Source organism: Micromonospora sp. RTP1Z1 (assembly GCF_033804685.1).
GTDB lineage: Bacteria > Actinomycetota > Actinomycetes > Mycobacteriales > Micromonosporaceae > Micromonospora.
In genome coordinates, this window is the sequence record NZ_JAPFQV010000014.1 from 49050 (window position 1) to 65259 (window position 16210).

General features: G+C 73.2%; 12 protein-coding genes. 4 read left to right on the plus strand and 8 right to left on the minus strand.

Going from position 1 to position 16210, the window contains the following annotated elements:
• Positions 1 to 2796: an FAD-binding and (Fe-S)-binding domain-containing protein gene (locus SLP03_RS10135; RefSeq protein ID WP_319460287.1), complete on the minus strand. Its 2796-nt coding sequence runs from the start codon at positions 2794 to 2796 to the stop codon at positions 1 to 3.
• Positions 2797 to 3046: 250 nt separating this feature from the next.
• On the opposite strand from SLP03_RS10135, the gene SLP03_RS10140 reads away from it, so the two are divergent.
• Entirely contained in the window at positions 3047 to 3907 is an 861-nt protein-coding gene (locus SLP03_RS10140) for a S1 family peptidase (RefSeq protein ID WP_319460288.1), read from the plus strand.
• A gap of 142 nt (positions 3908 to 4049) precedes the next feature.
• Here SLP03_RS10140 and SLP03_RS10145 read toward each other — a convergent pair whose 3' ends face one another.
• From SLP03_RS10145 to SLP03_RS10160, 4 genes are all read right to left on the minus strand, one after another.
• On the minus strand, positions 4050 to 5354 hold the full coding sequence (locus SLP03_RS10145; protein ID WP_413644493.1) for an erythromycin esterase family protein: 1305 nt from the start codon (positions 5352 to 5354) through the stop codon (positions 4050 to 4052).
• A gap of 198 nt (positions 5355 to 5552) precedes the next feature.
• Positions 5553 to 5765 carry a hypothetical protein gene (locus SLP03_RS10150; RefSeq protein WP_319460289.1) on the minus strand — a complete coding sequence of 71 codons (213 nt, stop codon included), beginning with the start codon at positions 5763 to 5765 and terminating at the stop codon, positions 5553 to 5555.
• Positions 5766 to 5859: 94 nt separating this feature from the next.
• On the minus strand, positions 5860 to 6639 hold the full coding sequence (locus SLP03_RS10155; protein ID WP_319460290.1) for a nucleotidyltransferase domain-containing protein: 780 nt from the start codon (positions 6637 to 6639) through the stop codon (positions 5860 to 5862).
• Positions 6640 to 6697: 58 nt separating this feature from the next.
• Positions 6698 to 7636, minus strand: a complete 939-nt coding sequence (locus SLP03_RS10160) for a diacylglycerol/lipid kinase family protein (protein ID WP_319460291.1) — start codon at positions 7634 to 7636, stop codon at positions 6698 to 6700.
• Positions 7637 to 7809: 173 nt separating this feature from the next.
• On the opposite strand from SLP03_RS10160, the gene SLP03_RS10165 reads away from it, so the two are divergent.
• Complete coding sequence (locus SLP03_RS10165; RefSeq protein ID WP_319460292.1) at positions 7810 to 10167, plus strand: transglycosylase domain-containing protein; 2358 nt, start codon at positions 7810 to 7812, stop codon at positions 10165 to 10167.
• A gap of 22 nt (positions 10168 to 10189) precedes the next feature.
• Here the strand turns inward: SLP03_RS10165 and SLP03_RS10170 are convergent, their stop codons facing one another.
• Positions 10190 to 11194: a hypothetical protein gene (locus tag SLP03_RS10170; RefSeq protein WP_319460293.1), complete on the minus strand. Its 1005-nt coding sequence runs from the start codon at positions 11192 to 11194 to the stop codon at positions 10190 to 10192.
• 266 nt (positions 11195 to 11460) lie between these two features.
• On the opposite strand from SLP03_RS10170, the gene SLP03_RS10175 reads away from it, so the two are divergent.
• On the plus strand, positions 11461 to 12330 hold the full coding sequence (locus tag SLP03_RS10175) for an ATP-grasp domain-containing protein (RefSeq protein ID WP_319460294.1): 870 nt from the start codon (positions 11461 to 11463) through the stop codon (positions 12328 to 12330).
• Between the two features lie 24 nt (positions 12331 to 12354).
• On the opposite strand, the gene SLP03_RS10180 is transcribed toward SLP03_RS10175, so the two are convergent.
• On the minus strand, positions 12355 to 13224 hold the full coding sequence (locus SLP03_RS10180; protein WP_319460295.1) for an aminoglycoside phosphotransferase family protein: 870 nt from the start codon (positions 13222 to 13224) through the stop codon (positions 12355 to 12357).
• Positions 13225 to 13808: 584 nt separating this feature from the next.
• On the opposite strand from SLP03_RS10180, the gene SLP03_RS10185 reads away from it, so the two are divergent.
• Entirely contained in the window at positions 13809 to 15842 is a 2034-nt protein-coding gene (locus tag SLP03_RS10185; RefSeq protein ID WP_319460296.1) for a M4 family metallopeptidase, read from the plus strand.
• Here the strand turns inward: SLP03_RS10185 and SLP03_RS10190 are convergent.
• Positions 15829 to 16206 (minus strand): DUF899 family protein, encoded by a 378-nt coding sequence (locus SLP03_RS10190; RefSeq protein WP_319460297.1) that lies wholly within the window; start codon positions 16204 to 16206, stop codon positions 15829 to 15831. The genes SLP03_RS10185 and SLP03_RS10190 overlap by 14 nt on opposite strands.
• Between the last annotated feature and the right edge of the window lie 4 nt (positions 16207 to 16210).

The following is a 16210-nucleotide window of genomic DNA, read 5'->3' on the forward strand; positions in this document are numbered from 1 at the left end:
TCAGCGGGTCGCCTCCTCGAGGAGTTCGAGCAGGTGCCGGTACGGCTGACCGGTCGCCCGGGCCATCCCGATCTCGCAGGTGCGGTTGACCGCGGCGTACCCGTCGAAGTGCCGCTCCGACACCGCGCCGGCCTCGGCCCGGGTGGCGGCGGCGGTCAGCTCGGGGTGCAGCAGGCCCCGGTCGCCGGCGAAGCCGCAGCACTGCCAGCCGTCGGGCACCCCCACCTCGTCGGCGACCGCCCGGGCCACGGTCCGCAGCGCCTCGTCGAGCCCCAGCCGGGTGGACGAGCATGTCGGGTGCAGGGCGAGGGAGGCGAGCCGGCGCCGGACGGTCAGCCGGGGCAGCAGCTCGGTGGCGGCGTACGCGACGGCGTCGACCACCGCGACGGCGTCGCCGCCGTCGGCGACCAGCTTCGCGAAGCCCTCTGTGCAGGACGCGGCGTCGCTGACCACGGGCAGCGTCCCGCCGTGGCTGGCCTCCCGCAGCGCGGGCGGCACCCGGTCGCGGACCGCCTGGTAGCCGGCGGTGAGGCCCTTGGAGGACCAGGGCGTGCCGCAGCAGACGCCGGCGATCCCGTCGGGGACGAGCAAACGGACCCCGGCGCGCTCGGCGAGGGTCAGCAGCGCGGCCGCCACCCCCGGGCCGCCCTCGGCGGGGGCGAACAGGGTGCCCAGGCAGGACGGGACGAACACCGCGTCCGGGTCGGTGACCGGGTGGGCGCGCCGGACGTCGCCGCCCCGGGGCAGGTCGCGCCGCCACTGCGGGACCCGCTCGGCGCCGAGGACGGCCCGGGCGGCCCGGGTGACCGTCTCGGGCAGCGCGGATGGCAGGCCGGCGGCCAGGTCCAGACCGCGGGCCATACCGCGGGTGGCGGTGCCCCAGCGGGCGGCGGCGCCCCGCCAGCCGGTCTGGGCGAGGCCGCCGTTCCGCTCGGCACGCAGCCGTTTCACCAGGTCACCGGTGTTGATCAGGACCGGGCACGCGGTGGCGCACATGCCGTCCACGGCGCAGGTGTCCACCGCGTCGTAGCCGTAGTCGTCTTCCAGCTCGCGGGCGAGCCGTTCGTCGCCGCCGGCGCGCGCGGCGGCGATCTCCCGGCGCAGCACGATGCGCTGCCGGGGTATGGTGGTGAGATCCCGGCTGGGGCAGACCGGCTCGCAGTAGCCGCACTCGACGCAGCGGTCCACCTCGGGTTCGACGGTCGGCACGGTCTTCAGGTGGCGCAGGTGGATGTCGGGGTCGCCGCTGAGCAGCACCCCGGGGTTGAGCACGCCGTCGGGGTCACAGAGCGTCTTCAGCTCGCGCATGACCTCGTAGAGCTCGTCGCCGAACTGCCGGCGGACGTACGGCGCCATCACCCGGCCGGTGCCGTGCTCGGCCTTGAGAGTGCCGCCGTGGGCCAGGACGGCGTCCACCATCTCCTCGGTGAACGCCGCGTACCGCTCCGGCGCCTCGCCGCCGGAGAACCGCTCGTTGAGCATGAAGTGCAGGTTGCCGTCCTTGGCGTGCCCGAAGATGACGCTCTCCTCGTAGCGGTGCCGGGCGAAGAGGTCGGCGAGTTCGACGCAGGTGTCGGCGAGGGCGTCCACCGGTACGGCGATGTCCTCCAGCAGGGCGGTGGTGCCGGAGGGCCGAGCGCCGGCGACGGCCGCGTAGAGGCCCTTGCGGATGTGCCAGAGCGCCGCCCGGGCCGCCGCCTCGCCGCTGAGCCGGGCCGGGGCGGACAGCGGCAGGTCGGCGAGCACCGGTCGGGCCGCCGCCACCCGGTCGGCGAGCGCATCGGGGTCCGCCTCCTGCCACTCGACCAGCAGGGCGGCGTGCTCCCGGACGGCGAGGCCGCGCAGCGCGGCGTCCGCCTGCGGGTCGAGCTGCGCGACCCGCAGCGCGGCGGCGTCGAGCAGCTCAATCGCCGCCGGGCCGGCGGCGACCAGCGCCGGCATCGCGGCCATCGCCCGGGCCAGGCTGTCGAAGACGAGCAGGCCGGTCGCGGCGTGCCGGTGCACCGGTACGGTGCGGAAGGTCGCCGCCGCGACGAAGGCGAGGGTGCCCTCGCTGCCGACGACGAGCCGGGTCAGCAGGTCGCTGGGAGTGTCGTGGTCGAGGAAGGCGTTCACCCCGTAGCCCATGGTGTTCTTCATGGCGTACTGGGCCCGGACGCGGCGGACCGAGTCGGGGTTGCCGCGGACCCGGTCGCGCAGCCGCAGCAGGCCCGCGTGCAGCTCCGGCTCGGTGGCCCGCAGCCGCTCGTCGGCGTCCGGGACGCCGGTGTCCAGGATGGTCCCGCCGGGCAGCACCAGCAGCAGCGACTCCAGCGTCCGGTAGGTGTTGAACTCCGTGCCGCAGGTCATCCCGCTGGAGTTGTTGGCGACGACGCCACCGATCGTGCAGGCGGACTCGCTGGCCGGGTCGGGGCCGAGCTTGCGGCCGTACGGGGCGAGCCGGTTGTTCACCTGGCGCAGCACTACCCCGGGCTGCACCCGGACCCGTCGGCCGTCGTCGAGGACCGCCAGCTCGCGGAAGTGCCGACGGGTGTCGACGAGCAGCTGGTCGGTGACCGCCTGCCCGCTGAGGCTGGTCCCGCCGGAGCGGAAGGTCAGCGGCGTCCCGGTGCGACGGCCGTGCCGCAGCAGCGCCGCGACCTGCCCGGCGTCGGCCGGGGTCACCACCGCGCGGGGATGCAGCAGGTAGTGCGACGCGTCGTGGGCCAGCCGCAGCCGGTCCGCCGCCCGGGTCGCCACGGCGCCGGGGAGCGCCGCTTCGAGCGCGGCCAGGTCCGGGTCGGCGGTCCGGCTCACCGGAGGCGCCCGTCGGTGGCGCGGACGGGCCGGCGCGCGGCCCCGGTCAACTGCAACGTCATGGCATACCTCCCCCGCTGACACCCTAGCGGCGGACCGGCCGTCGCCGGCGGACCCCTTGCAGACTGATCGACCCTGGTGGATACTCGCCGCTACCACGTTCGCCGAGGTCAACACCCCGAGCCCGGACCACGGCGACGCCTCACGGGCCCGTCCGCACCGGTCGCCCGCCGCCTCCAAGGAGGAGACCGTGAGAATCCGACGCACCCCCGGCCGGTTCACCCCCCTGCTCGCCGCCACCGTCGGCCTCGTCGCCGCCAGCGCGTTCACCGCGCCCGGCGCCGCCTCGGCCGCCCCGCCGAGCTGGAGCGCCAGCCAGCTCTCCCAAGCCGACCACGCCGTCGCCGCCTCGGGCGTCGGGGGCATCGCCTGGCGCGTGGAGTCGGGTCGGGTGGTGGTGACCGCCGACGACACGGTCTCCGCCGCGGAACTCTCGACGATCACGAAGACCGCCGGCCGCAACGCCGGCGCGATCCGGGTCGACCGGGCGTCCGGGACCTTCCGCCCGCTGCTCTCCGCCGGCAACGCCATCTACGGCGGGGGCTACCGCTGCTCGCTCGGCTTCAACGCGGTCAAGTCCGGCGTCTACTACTTCCTGACCGCCGGCCACTGCGGCGACGTGGCCAATACGTGGTACACCAACTCCAGCCACACCACCCTCATCGGCCCGACCATCGGCTCCAGCTTCCCGGGCAACGACTACGCGCTGGTCCGGTACGACAACACCTCGTTGACTCACCCCGGCGGCTACACCGCCGCCAACGCGTTCGTCGGTGAGGCGGTGAAGCGCACCGGGTCGACCACCGGCACCCACAGCGGCACCGTCACCGCGCTGAACGTGACCGTCCGGTACACCGGCAGCGGCACCGTCAAGGGCATGATCCAGACCACCGTCTGTGCCGAGCCCGGCGACTCCGGCGGCCCGCTCTACGACGGCACCAAGGCGCTCGGCATCACCTCCGGCGGCAGTGGCGACTGCCGGTCCGGTGGCACGACGTTCTACCAGCCCGTCCCCGAGGCCGCGAGCGCGTACGGCGTGACGGTCTACTGATCAAAGGCGCGAGCTCCCTTCGGGCGCGCCTGAGAAGATGGGCCGTGACCGGCGTTGCCGCCGGTCACGGCCCGTCTTCGTGCAGAATCGGCGCGGGCGACAATCTCGGCAGCTTGAGCACTTTGGTCAGTTCTGGGAGGTCTCAGAGCCCGGAGGGGAAGGTCTCCGGCTCCCGTACGCCGGCCCGGCCGGTGGGCAGGGGCCGCACCCCTTGAGTGGCGTCGAACCAGCAGAAGGCGTCGTACCGGTCGCCCAGCACGGTCGGCACGTAGTTGCCCAGCCGTTCCCGCTCCGGGTGGTAGACCACCCCGATCGCCCGATGGTCCAGCTCGTCGGAGAGCAGGTCGGGCCGGTCGCCCCGAGGGAACACGAAGAGCGCCCGCTCCGGGGCCGACCGGTGCAGCACGTCCTCCAGGGTGCCGGTCATCGCCGGCGGCACCGGCATCAACTCGGTCGGCGCGCCCCAGGCACCGCCCGCGACGACGGTGCCGTGGTGGGTGCCGAAGCCGACCAGCACCACCTGGTCGGCGCCGTACCGCTCGCGGGCCAACTGACCGATGTTGATTTCTCCGGCGTCCACCATGTCAGTGGCCCGGGCATCACCGACATGGGTGTTGTGGGCCCACACCACGCCCTTCGAGCCGGGGCCGTAGTGGCCGAGGAGACGGTCCAGGGTCTCGTCCATGTGCCGGTCCCGAACGTTCCACGACTGCCGCCCACCGGCGACCATCGCCCGGTAGTAGCGTTCCGCGCCGACGACCACCTCGGCGTTCTGCCGGGCGGCGAAGCGCGACCCCGGATCACCGTCGGCCCGCGCGGGGCCGCCAACCGTGGCCCGGAGCACGACCAGCAGGTCGACGACCTCGTTCTCGCAGCTGGTCGGCACCAGCCGGGTGGCCATCGCGTACTCCTGCGGGTCCTCCCGGTACGGCTCGAAGCAGCGGTACGCGGCCAACGCCGCCGGCACCAGCCCTGGTTCCCGCTCCCGCAACCAGACCAGAATCTCCCGCAGCGACTCCCAGAGCGAGTAGACGTCCAACCCGTGGAAGCCGACCCGATGCTCCGGATCGGCGCTGGTGTTGTGTCCGCGCAACCAGCGACAGAAGTCGACGACCTCCTCGTTGGCCCACATCCAGGTCGGCCAGCGCTCGAACGCGGCGAGCGCGTGGTACGGGTCCTCCGGCGCGTCGGCGCGGCAGCGGACGCTGCGGTCGACCCGGTCGCAGTCCGGCCAGTCCCCCTCCACGGCGACGAACGAGAAGCCCCGCTCGGCGATCAGGCGCCGGGTCAGGTCCGCCCGCCAGCGGTAGAACTCGTGGGTGCCATGGGTCGCCTCGCCCAGCATCACCACCCGGGCGTCGCCGATCCGGTCCAGGAGGACGTCGAGGTCCCCCGCGTCCGTCAGTGGCGCGGCCAGCGCGACCACCTCGTCCGCGTACCGTGCCACGGCCCCTCCCCGCCGTCGGTGCCGATCTCTCCGGCCCGGCTACCCGCAGCCGGGCCGGACAAACGGGTTGACGATGCCGAGCAGCATGATCGCGATCGGCTGCCCGAAGTCGAGCGTGCCCCCGCCTGGACCCGGTATCGAACCGCTGCCGCCCGACCGGGGCCCGCGTCGTGCGGTGAGGTCCGGGCGGTCCGCCGGTCAGTTCTGCCGCAGGGCGGGCATCGGCACCGGGACCAACAGCGCGGTCGCCCCGGCGCCGGCCCCGCCCTCGCAGGTGTTCGGCGGTACGGTGCCGACGCCCTGGGTCGAGGGGCGTTCGGCCGCCCAGAACATGAACCCGAGCATGCCGGCCGTGACGCCCGCGCCGTGGGGCGCGACGGTCTGCACGTACGGCGCGGCGGCGCGCTGCATCGAGGTGGCGTAGTCGACGCATTCCGGCAGCGGCTTGCCCCCGTAGGCGAGGTAGAGGCTGCCGGTGAACTTGGCCGGTGCCTCGCCATCGGCGTCAATGCGTGCCGTCCGCCACCACCTCGGCGAGGGCTTGCCGCTGGAAGGCCCGCGCCTCGGGGCCGCTGGGCGGCGGGCCGCCCCGGCGGGCCGCGATCGACCGTCCGATCAGGTCGCCGTGCTCCCCCCGGTCCAGCAGCCGACGCCCGGCGTCCACCTTGGACAGCCAGCGCCCGGCGCGGACCTTCACCAGCGAGCGACAGGCGCCCAGCACCGCGTCCTCCGCGCCGGGCGCCGGGCCGTCGCCGGCTGGGGTCGGCAGCGTCAGCCACCAGGCCAGCGCCTCGGCCAGCAGCCGCCGCAGCTCGCCCGGGGCCAGGTCGGCGAAGGCCTCGGCGGCGGGCGGCCCGACCAGGGCCAGGCCGGACTGGTGCAGGATGCTGCGGTCCAGGGCGTACCAGAAGTGTCCGTCGGCGGCCGGCCGGTCGGCCGGGGCGTACGTGGCGCGGAACGGCATGGCCGGGCCGGTGTTCAGCTCGACCTCGAACCCGGGTTCGGGGGTGCCGGCGGCGGCCACGTCGCGCCGGTAGACGACCAGTTCCAGGCCGCGCGCCGGGCAGGGCAGCGCCTCGTGCCGCAGCCGGTCCACCAGCGTCCGCTTCGTCGACCCGGTCGGCGTCCGCGCGACGACCAGCGCCACGTCCACGTCGCTGCGCCCCGGCTGGTACGCGTCCATGCCCACCGAGCCGGCCGCGTACGCACCGACCAGGTCGTCGCCGAGGATGCCCCGCGCCCGGTCGACCAACTCGGCCAGGTAGCCGCGTGTCTCGTCGTCCATGCCGGCCATCCTGCCCGCGCGCCGCGGCCGGCCGTACTCGGGCCCGGGCAGCGGCGGCTCAGGCCGGGCGATCGGGGCAGCAGACCGTCAGGGCGCCGGGCACGACCTTCACCTTCAGCCGCTTCGCCGTGGTCCGGGCGCCCCCGTCCAGCTCGTACATCTTCGGCGCCGCGAAGCGGACCGTCACCTTGCGGCCGCGGGTGATCCGCACGAACGGTGACTCCTCGGACCGCCCGGCCGCCATCCGGCCCAGGGTGCGGGCCCAGTCGACGGCGCCGCTCGCGGTGGACACCCCGATCTCCAGGGCGCCGTCGTCGGGGCGGGCGTTGTCGAAGGCCGGGATGCCGCCGGTGATCGTGCCGACGTTGCCGAAGAGCACGCAGCTCGCGTCGCCGTCGAACCAATCGGCGCCGTCGACCCGGATGCGGGTGCGCACCAGTTCGCCGCGGACGTGCCGCAGCCCGGTCCAGACGTACGCGGCCCGGCCCAGCCGGCCCTTGAGCTTCCGGTCGGCGTCCCGGATCAGGTCCCCGTCGAAGCCGGCGCCCGCCATCACCGCGAAATGCTCGCCGTTGAGGCGGCCGAGGTCGAGCGCGCGGCGTCGGCCGTGCAGCGCGATCCGGACCGCCTCGGGCAGGTCGGCGGGAATGCCGAGGTTGGTGGCGAAGAGGTTGGCCGTGCCGGCGGGCAGGATGCCCATCGGGACGTCCGTACCGGCCAGGGTGTCGGCGCAGCGCTGCACCATGCCGTCCCCGCCCCAGACGAGGAGCAGGTCGGCGCCCTCCTTCAGCGCCCGGCGGACCTGCTTCGGCGCCTTGCGGCTCTTCGGCACCTCGTACCAGAGGAGCTGCCCGACGCCGGCGGCGACCAGGCTGGCGCGCAGCTCGTCGAGGCCGCCGCCTAGGGTCTTGTTCAGGTGGGCGACGACCGCGACGGTGCCCACCGACCGGGCGGTGGCTGGGTCGGCCGTAGGGCTGTCTACCGTGCTGGAGCTCATGGCCGCCCTGGTACCCAGCGGGGCGAACTTCCACTCCTGCCCGGACCCGACGCGCCCGATTCCGATCGGCCGCGCTCTGTGACCGGGCGACCCCCCTCGGTAGAGCACGGGGCGTTGATAGCGTGGCACCCCGAACGGGCTCACGATTCGGCCGACCAGTCGGAGGGTATCGGGTGCGGGTGCTTCCTAACGATGACAACTACAACGCCGCCGACGGTTCCGGAGCGCGGGTCGCCCCCGCGGGACGGAAGCGTCGGCGCAGCCGCATTCTGATCTTCCTGGCCGTGTTCGCGCTGCTCGGCGGCTCCGGACTGGTGGCCGGCGGCTACTACTTCGACAGCGTGCCGACCCCCACCGACCTCAAGTTGCCGGAGTCGACCACGGTCTACTACGCCGACGGCCGTACGAAAATGGCGACGCTGGGCGCGGAGAACCGGACGATCGTGCCGTACGGGCAGATGAACGACTCCGCCAAGCAGGCGATCGTGGCGGCCGAGGACCGCAGCTTCTGGACCAACAAGGGCATCGACTTCTCCGGCGTGCTCCGCGCCGCCTGGTCGAACGTGACCGGCGGCCAGCGGCAGGGCGCGTCGACGATCACCCAGCAGTACGCACGGGTGGCCGCCGACCTCAACGGCGTCACCTATTCGCGGAAGCTCCGCGAGGCGGTCATCGCCTGGAAACTCGACGACAAGTACTCCAAGGAGGAGATCCTCGGCTTCTACCTGAACACGGTGCCGTTCGGGCGGGGCGCGTACGGCATCGAGGCGGCCGCGCAGACGTACTTCGGCAAGACGGTGAGCCGGGACGCGCCCGCGGCCAATCAGCTGACCCCCGCGGAGGCGATGGTGCTCTGCGCGATGGTGAAGCAGCCGGAGGCCGACCCGAACGACCCCGAGGGCACGCCCGGCTACGACCCGCGGCGCAACGCGAAGGCTAGGCAGAACTCGATCGACCGGTGGAACTACATCCGCGACGGGATGGTGAAGCTGGGCTACCTGTCGGCGGCGGACGCGACGAACCTGGCCTACCCCGACGACGTGAAGCCGATCGACCCTAACGCCGGCCGGTCGGGCCTGGACCGACCGACCGGTCTGGTGGTCAACCACGTGCTCAGCGAGCTGCGGCAGACCGATGCGTTCAAGGACAAGCCGGCCGACTTCATCCGCAACGGCGGGTTCAAGATCGTCACCACCATCGACAAGCGGGTCCAGGACGCCGCCGAGGCGGCCGCCGACATCCGGCGCGACAGCGCGCCGGAGGCGGTCCGCGGCCAGCCGAAGAACTGGCAGGCCGCGCTGGTGGCGGTGGAGCCGGGCACCGGCCGGGTGCTGGGCTACTACGGCGGCAACGACGGCGGCGGCGCCGACTACGCCGGGTGGTACTACGACGAGAACGGGGCGGCCCGCGGCTTCGGCCAGCACCCGCCGGGATCGTCGTTCAAGGTGTACGACCTGGCCGCCGCCGTCCGCGACAAGGTCTCCGTGAAGCAGCACTTCGACTCGCCGGAGACCAAGGAGTTCCCCGAGTCGGGCCGTACCAAGACCAGCCCCGCCGGCCCGATCCGCAACGCCGAGCACGCGCCGTGCCAGCCGGACTGCGCGCTGTGGGAGGCCACCGTGGCCTCGCTCAACGTCACCTACTTCGAGCTGACCGAGAAGCTCGGCAAGGCGAAGGTGATCGACATGGCCACCCGGGCCGGCGTCGACTCGATGTGGGCAACCGAGAAGGGCAACCCGCGGTCGCAGCGGGTCGAGCTGCGCGGCCAGCCGGCCGAGGAGGTGGCGGGACGGTTCTCCACCGAGGTCGGCATCGGCCAGTACGGCATCGCCGTGCAGGACCACGCCAACGGGATGGCGACGTTCGCCGCCGGCGGGAAGCGGGCCGAGCAGCACTTTGTTCGGACGGTCACCAAGGGTGACGATCGCCTGTTCGAGGAGCGGCTGGTGCAGACCGACGTGGGGCTCGACAAGGAGGCGGTCAACCAGCTCGACTGGACGTTGAGCCGGGTGAAGGCGGCCAAGCTGGACAACGGCTGGGATGCGGCCGGCAAGACCGGGACCTGGCAGGCCGGCCAGAGCACCACCCAGAACGTGCACACCTGGATGGTCGGCTACACCGGGGCGCTGGCCGGCGCGGTGTGGCTCGGCACCACCGACGGCAAGCCGCTGCGCACGAAGGACGGCAGCTACCAGGTGTTCGGCGCCACCGGCGCGGGGCCGATCTGGCGGCAGTTCATGGAGCAGGCCACGGCCGCGCTGAAGCTCGACCCGGACAAGTACCGGTTCGGCACCCCGGAGTTCCCGGGCGACACCCCGTCACCGGCGCCCCCGGAGACGCCGAAGCCGACCGCCGCGTCCCCGACGCCGACGGTCCAGCCGACGCCGAGCGCCCGACCGACCTGCGGCCCGGCGCCCTGCGGCAGCGCGAGCCCGAGCCCGAGCGGCAAGCCGACCGGACCGCCCTCGCGGTCACCGTCGCCGCGCCCCTCGCCGAGCCTGTCGCCGTCCCGCACCAAGGGGCCGCAGTGACGATGACCGCGGGGCGCCGGCCTCAGCGCAGCCGGTTGGCCCACCGCCAGTTCCACAGGAAGCCGTGCTTGCGGCCACCGAAGAAGTAGGACCAGGCGGGGCTCGCGACGTACGGGCCGATCTCGTCGAAGACCGCCTTCGCCTCGGCGCGACGGTCGGAGAGCGCATAGGCGAGGGCGATCCAGTTGCGGCACACCATCGCGTCGGCGTGGGCGGGCGGCCCGGCCGCCCGCCACTTCGCCACGCACGCGTCGAGCTCCCGCTGCACCTCGGGGCGCTGGAAGTACCGGCGGCAGGCGAGCAGACCCTTCGGGGTCGGCGTGCCCCAGCTGAACTCGCGCATCGCGTACTCGAAGTGGGCGAACACCGGAAGCATGGTCACGGCGGCGCCGGGCGGCGCGGCGGCGCCGGTCGCCCGGGCCAGCCCGAACATGTCCTCGTGCGAGCCGAACCACTTCTCGCAGTGGAAACTCACCGCCGCCAGGTGCGCCGCGAAGTTGAACCGGTCCCGGCGCCGGACCTCGGCGAGCGCCTCGGCGAACTCCTGGTGCCGACGGCGGCCGCCGGAGAACATGGCCCACAGCACGTCGACCCAGGGCACCGGGTCGTGCGGCGCCAGCGTGATCGCCCGCCGTCCCGCCGCTGCAGCCTGGGCCGACAGCTCGGCGAAGCCGACGAACTGTTCCCGGGTGGTGTCGGCCGCCAGGGCCGCACCGCGCGCGCGGCTCGCCCGTTCCGCGAGGGTCGACGCCCAGATCGCCGCAGCCGCCGGGTCGTCCGGAATCGCCGCACGCCAGGCGTCGAGCCAGGCCCCGTCGTCCGTGGCGGCCACGCTCAGCGCCGACACCCGGCGCCCACGGCGTTCCCACTCGGAGCCAGCGGCCTCGACCACGTCCCGGGCGGCCTGCCAGTCGCCGCTAAGCGCCTTGTCGCGGGCGGCCCGCAGGTCGTGGTCGTCGAGGGCCGGGTCGAGGTCTGCGGCCGGCTCGACGGACTCCGGACCACGATTGAGGAGATTTCGGAACACGGCGGGAGCATAGTGCGGTGTCCACTGACGCTCACCGGGTTTCCGGTGGGTGTTGTGGATCCTCGCTTGTTGGGCAAACGACTCCCCATGGGTTGGTGGGGCGGGATCTCAGCGATCGGGCCGCTTCATGCTCCAGCACCGGATCCGTCTCGTTCGCCCGCCTCCGGTCGCTCGCGGATCACCAGGTCCGATCGGCTGAGCTGGCGGCGGTCCGCACGACTGGCGATCCCATCCGGTCGAGCTGGTGATGGCGGCGGTCCGGCAGCATGAGCGAGGTGATGCTGCTGTTCCCCGCCGACGCGTTGCGGCCGCGCCGCCCGGACGACCATTTCGCCGCAGAGGCCGAGGCCGCCCGGGGGGCCGGGATACCGGTCGCCGTGGTGGACCACGATCTGCTCGTTTCCGGTCAGGACCCGGCGCGGGCGGTCGCGGCCGTACGAACCTCCGGGATCGCGGTCTACCGGGGATGGATGTTGCCGGCCGACCGGTACGCCGACCTCGCGGACGCCCTGGCCGCCCGGAACGTACGGCTGTGGACGACGCCGGAGCAGTACCGCCGCGCCCACGAGCTGCCCGGTTGGTACGAGGCGTTACGGAGCGTCACGCCCGAGTCGGTCTGGACCACCGGGGCGGGCCGGGCCGCGTTCGATGCGGCCCGGCGGGCGCTCGGGGGCGGGCCGGCGGTGCTGCGCGACTGGACGAAATCGGCCAAGCATCACTGGCACGAGGCGGCGTTCATCCCGGACCTCGCCGACGGCGATGCCGCATGGCGCGTCGCCGCCCGCCTGCTGGAGTTGCGCGAGGACGACTTCACCGGCGGCTTCGTGCTGCGCCGGTTCGAGCGGTTCACCGGCGCCGAGGTGCGCACCTGGTGGATCGACGGCGGGTGCGCGCTCGTCGGCCCGCATCCGGACACCCCCGACGTCGCGCTGGCCGATCAGCTCGACCCGGGCTTCCTCGCCCCACTGATCGCCCCGCTCGACCTGCCGTTCGCCACAGTGGACCTGGCCCGGCACGCCGACGGACGGTGGCGGGTGGTGGAGCTCGGCGACGGTCAGGTCAGCGACCGCCCGGTCGCCGTCGATCCGTCGGCGCTCGTCACCGCGCTGGCCAGGGCCTTCGGGCGGGCGTCCTGACGGGACGCCGGTGCCGGCGCCCGCTCAGGCCGGCGTGGCCAGCACCGCGTCGATGGCACGCCGCGCAATGCCGGCCATCACCGGGTTGGTCTCCCGGTAGTAGGTCAGTCCGGCGACGAAGGTGAGCGCCCAGCCGCGCCCGCGGGCCCACGTCGCGTCGTCGAACCCGGCCGCCGCCCGGAAGGCGTCCCGGGTGCCGGCGGAGAGGACGGCCCAGGCGGGGATGGCGTCGCAGGCGGGGTCGCCGACACCGGCGGCGCCGAAGTCGATGACGCCGGCCAACCGCCCGTCCCGGACCAGCACGTTGCCGGTGAGGAGATCCCCGTGGGTCCAGACCGGCGGGCCGTCCCACGCCGGCGCGGCGAGCGCCTCCTCCCAGGCGGCGAGGACCGCGCCGGTGTCGACGACGTCGCGCGCCGCGGTGGTCCACTCCCGCACGTACGCGTCCCGGGTGCGCAGCGATCCGCTGCGGTAGCCCGGCCGGCCGCCGGTGACGTCGGCCCTGCGCAGGGCGGCGACGAATTCGCCGAGGTCGACCGCGAAGCCGGGGCGGTCAGCGTCGTCCTCCACCGCGGTCCGGCCGTCGACCCAGCGGTTGACCGCCCAGCGCCACGGGTAGCCCTCGGCGGGTTGACCCAGCGCGACCGGCTCCGGCACGGCGACCGGCGAGTACGGGGCGAGGCGGGGCAGCCAGGCGTACTCGAACTCGACCTGCTCGATCGCGTCCGCGATCCGGGGCAGCCGAACCGCGAGCTCCGGACCGAGGCGGTAGATGGCGTTGTTGGTGCCGGCGGAACTGATCCGCTCGACGGGCAACCGGGCCCACTGCGGGAACTGCGCCGCGATCAGCCGACGGACCAGTGCCTCGTCCGTGGCGACTTCGCCGTCGTGCATCCGCCCGTGCGACATGCCGCCCCCGCCCGCTGCTGATCCGCGGACCGCAGATTAGCCGGGCGGGACGGTGACCTCGGCGGCAGGACCGCGCCGCCGTCACGGGCCGGAAATCTCCGCGTGACGTCGCCCGAACGACTAGAGCGTCCGCCGGGACAGCGGATGATCAAGGTCCATTCGGCAGGGAACGACGACCCGTACGGGGCGGGGCGGGCGGCACCATCAGAGGAGGGCGAAGACGCACGGTGCGCGGATAGCGGCATTAAACGCAAGTCGGACGCGCCTTCCTCCGCCGCGCAGAACATAAGGGCTGATCAGTGGCTATTGAAGATCATGGCTTCCTGAATTGCCGATGTCGCCCGGGCGACCGGAACAAGACGGTTGCCTCGGTCACCCATTGATCTGCACCCCTGTCCATGTGATCGTGCTGCCACGAGTCACTGACCCCCGGTGACTCAGGATGGTCGGTCAGTCGATCCGGGGCACGCCGGCAGCTCCGGAGACCACCATCGCCCGTCCCGCAGCTTGACCGCGACGCGCGCCCCTACCGGGCTCCGCGCGTCGCCTAGGAACAGGAGCAGACCCCCTTGAAGCTCTCACCCCGCCTCGTCGCGCTCTCCGGCGCGGCCGCGGCCGGCCTGGTCGCCGCCGGCACCGCCGTGGCCGTACAGGCCGCGCCCCCCAGCCCCGCCCCCGACGCCGCCCAGGCCCGCATGCTCGCCGCCAACTCGGCCAGCGCGCTGGTCGCCAGCCGCCCGCAGTACCTGCACGCCAGCTCCGACGAGGCGTTCGTCCAGAAGCCCGTCATCACCTCCGAGGGCACCCAGTACGTGCCCTACGAGCGTACCTACAAGGGCCTGCCGGTGACCGGCGGCGACTTCGTCCTGGCGACCGACTCCGCAGGCAACCTGAAGTACGCCTCCGTCGCCCAGCAGCAGAGCATCGGCAGCCTCGCCACGACGCCGAAGCTCAAGGCTACCGCCGCGGAGAAGACCGCCCGCGGCCAGCTGAAGACCGTGACCAACGTCGAGGGCACCACGCTGGTCGTCTACACCCTCGACAGCAAGCCCGCCCTGGCCTGGGAGACCACTGTCCGGGGCACCACCGCGGACGGCCCGAGCCGGCTCACCGTGGACGTGGACGCCCTCACCGGCAAGGTGCTGCGCAAGCAGGAGCACGTCGTGCACGGCAGCGGCACCGGCGCGTGGAACGGGCCGAGCCCGCTGACCCTCAACACCACGCTGTCAGGTAGCACGTACTCGATGAAGGACCCTGGCGTCACGAACCTGAGCTGCCAGGACGCCGCGACCAACACGACGTTCTCCGGCTCGGACGACGTCTGGGGCAACGGCACCGCCACCAGCAAGGAGACCGGCTGCGTCGACGCGCTCTTCGGCGCCCAGACGGAGCACAAGATGCTCTCCCAGTGGCTCGGCCGCAACGGCGCCGACGGCGCCGGCGGGGCGTGGCCGATCCGGGTCGGCCTGAACGACCAGAACGCCTACTACGACGGCACCCAGGTCCAGATCGGCAAGAACACCGCCGGTCAGTGGATCGGTTCGATGGACGTGCTCGCCCACGAGATCGGCCACGGCATCGACGACCACACCCCGGGTGGCATCTCCGGCAACGGGACCCAGGAGTTCGTCGCCGACACCTTCGGCGCGGCGACCGAGTGGTTCGCCAACGAGCCCTCCACCTACGACGCTCCCGACTTCCTGGTCGGCGAGAAGATCAACCTGGTCGGCAGCGGTCCGATCCGCAACATGTACAACCCGTCGGCGCTGGGTGACCCCAACTGCTACTCCAGCAGCATCCCGACCACCGAGGTGCACGCGGCGGCCGGCCCCGGCAACCACTGGTTCTACCTGCTGGCCAACGGCAGCAGCCCGACCAACGGCCAGCCGGCCAGCACGACCTGCAACGGCAGCAGCGTGACCGGCCTGGACATCCAGAAGGCCATCAAGATCATGTACAACGCGATGCTGCTCAAGACGACGTCCTCGTCGTACCTGAAGTACCGCACCTGGACGCTGCAGGCGGCCAAGAACCTCTACCCGACCGGCTGCACCGAGTTCAACACGGTCAAGGCCGCCTGGGACGCGGTCAGCGTGCCGGCCCAGTCCGGCGACCCGACGTGCAGCGGCACCACCACCCCGCCGCCCACCGGCAGCTGCTCGGGTCAGAAGCTGGCCAACCCGGGCTTCGAGTCCGGCGCGGTGAGCTGGACCGCCACCTCGGGCGTCATCACCAACTCGACCGGCCAGGCCGCGCACGGCGGTTCGTACAAGGCGTGGCTCGACGGGTACGGCACGACCCACACCGACACGCTGTCGCAGTCGGTGAGCATCCCGGCCGGATGCCGGGCCACGCTCTCCTTCTACCTGCACATCGACACGGCCGAGTCCGGCTCGACCGCGTACGACAAGCTGACCGTCAAGGCCGGCAGCACCACCCTGGCGACGTACTCCAACGTGAACGCCGCCGCCGGCTACGTCCTGAAGTCCTTCGACGTCTCGTCGCTGGCCGGCACCACCGCCACCATCTCGTTCAGCGGCGTGGAGGACAGCTCCCTGCAGACCTCCTTCGTCGTCGACGACACCGCGCTCACCCTGAGCTGACCGAAGACGCAGCGGCCGGTCGTCGTCCTCCCGACGACCGGCCGCTGCGCCGTGTCAGCCGTAGGTGGTGTGCTGCGGCCAGCCGGGCGGGGAGTCTCCTCCCAGTCCTCCTGGCGGCCGTACGGGGCGAGGTCGAGGACGTTGTTGACGAACTGCAGGCGGTCCACCCCCCGCGCCTGGGTGCGGTAGACCCGTTGGCGAACCTGACCATTGGCAGGCGGCGACGCCGCGCGGCGAGCGCGTCCAGCGCCCGGGTGGCTTCCTTCTCGGCCTCGAGCAGCTCGTTGCGCTCCTGCCGCCACTGCTCGGCCGTCACGATCCGCGGTTTCTCCATGCCAGGATCGTGAACGGGGGGCACCGACATTTCG

What these genes read in the sequence shown, in the direction of transcription:
- SLP03_RS10180 (WP_319460295.1), bottom strand. Translation starts at nt 13,224, where the DNA reads ATGCACGACGGCGAAGTCGCCACGGACGAGGCACTGGTCCGTCGGCTG.
- SLP03_RS10155 (WP_319460290.1), bottom strand. Translation starts at nt 6,639, where the DNA reads ATGGACGACGAGACACGCGGCTACCTGGCCGAGTTGGTCGACCGGGCG.
- SLP03_RS10150 (WP_319460289.1), bottom strand. Translation starts at nt 5,765, where the DNA reads ATGCAGCGCGCCGCCGCGCCGTACGTGCAGACCGTCGCGCCCCACGGC.
- SLP03_RS10175 (WP_319460294.1), top strand. Translation starts at nt 11,461, where the DNA reads ATGAGCGAGGTGATGCTGCTGTTCCCCGCCGACGCGTTGCGGCCGCGC.
- SLP03_RS10160 (WP_319460291.1), bottom strand. Translation starts at nt 7,636, where the DNA reads ATGAGCTCCAGCACGGTAGACAGCCCTACGGCCGACCCAGCCACCGCC.
- SLP03_RS10190 (WP_319460297.1), bottom strand. Translation starts at nt 16,206, where the DNA reads ATGTCGGTGCCCCCCGTTCACGATCCTGGCATGGAGAAACCGCGGATC.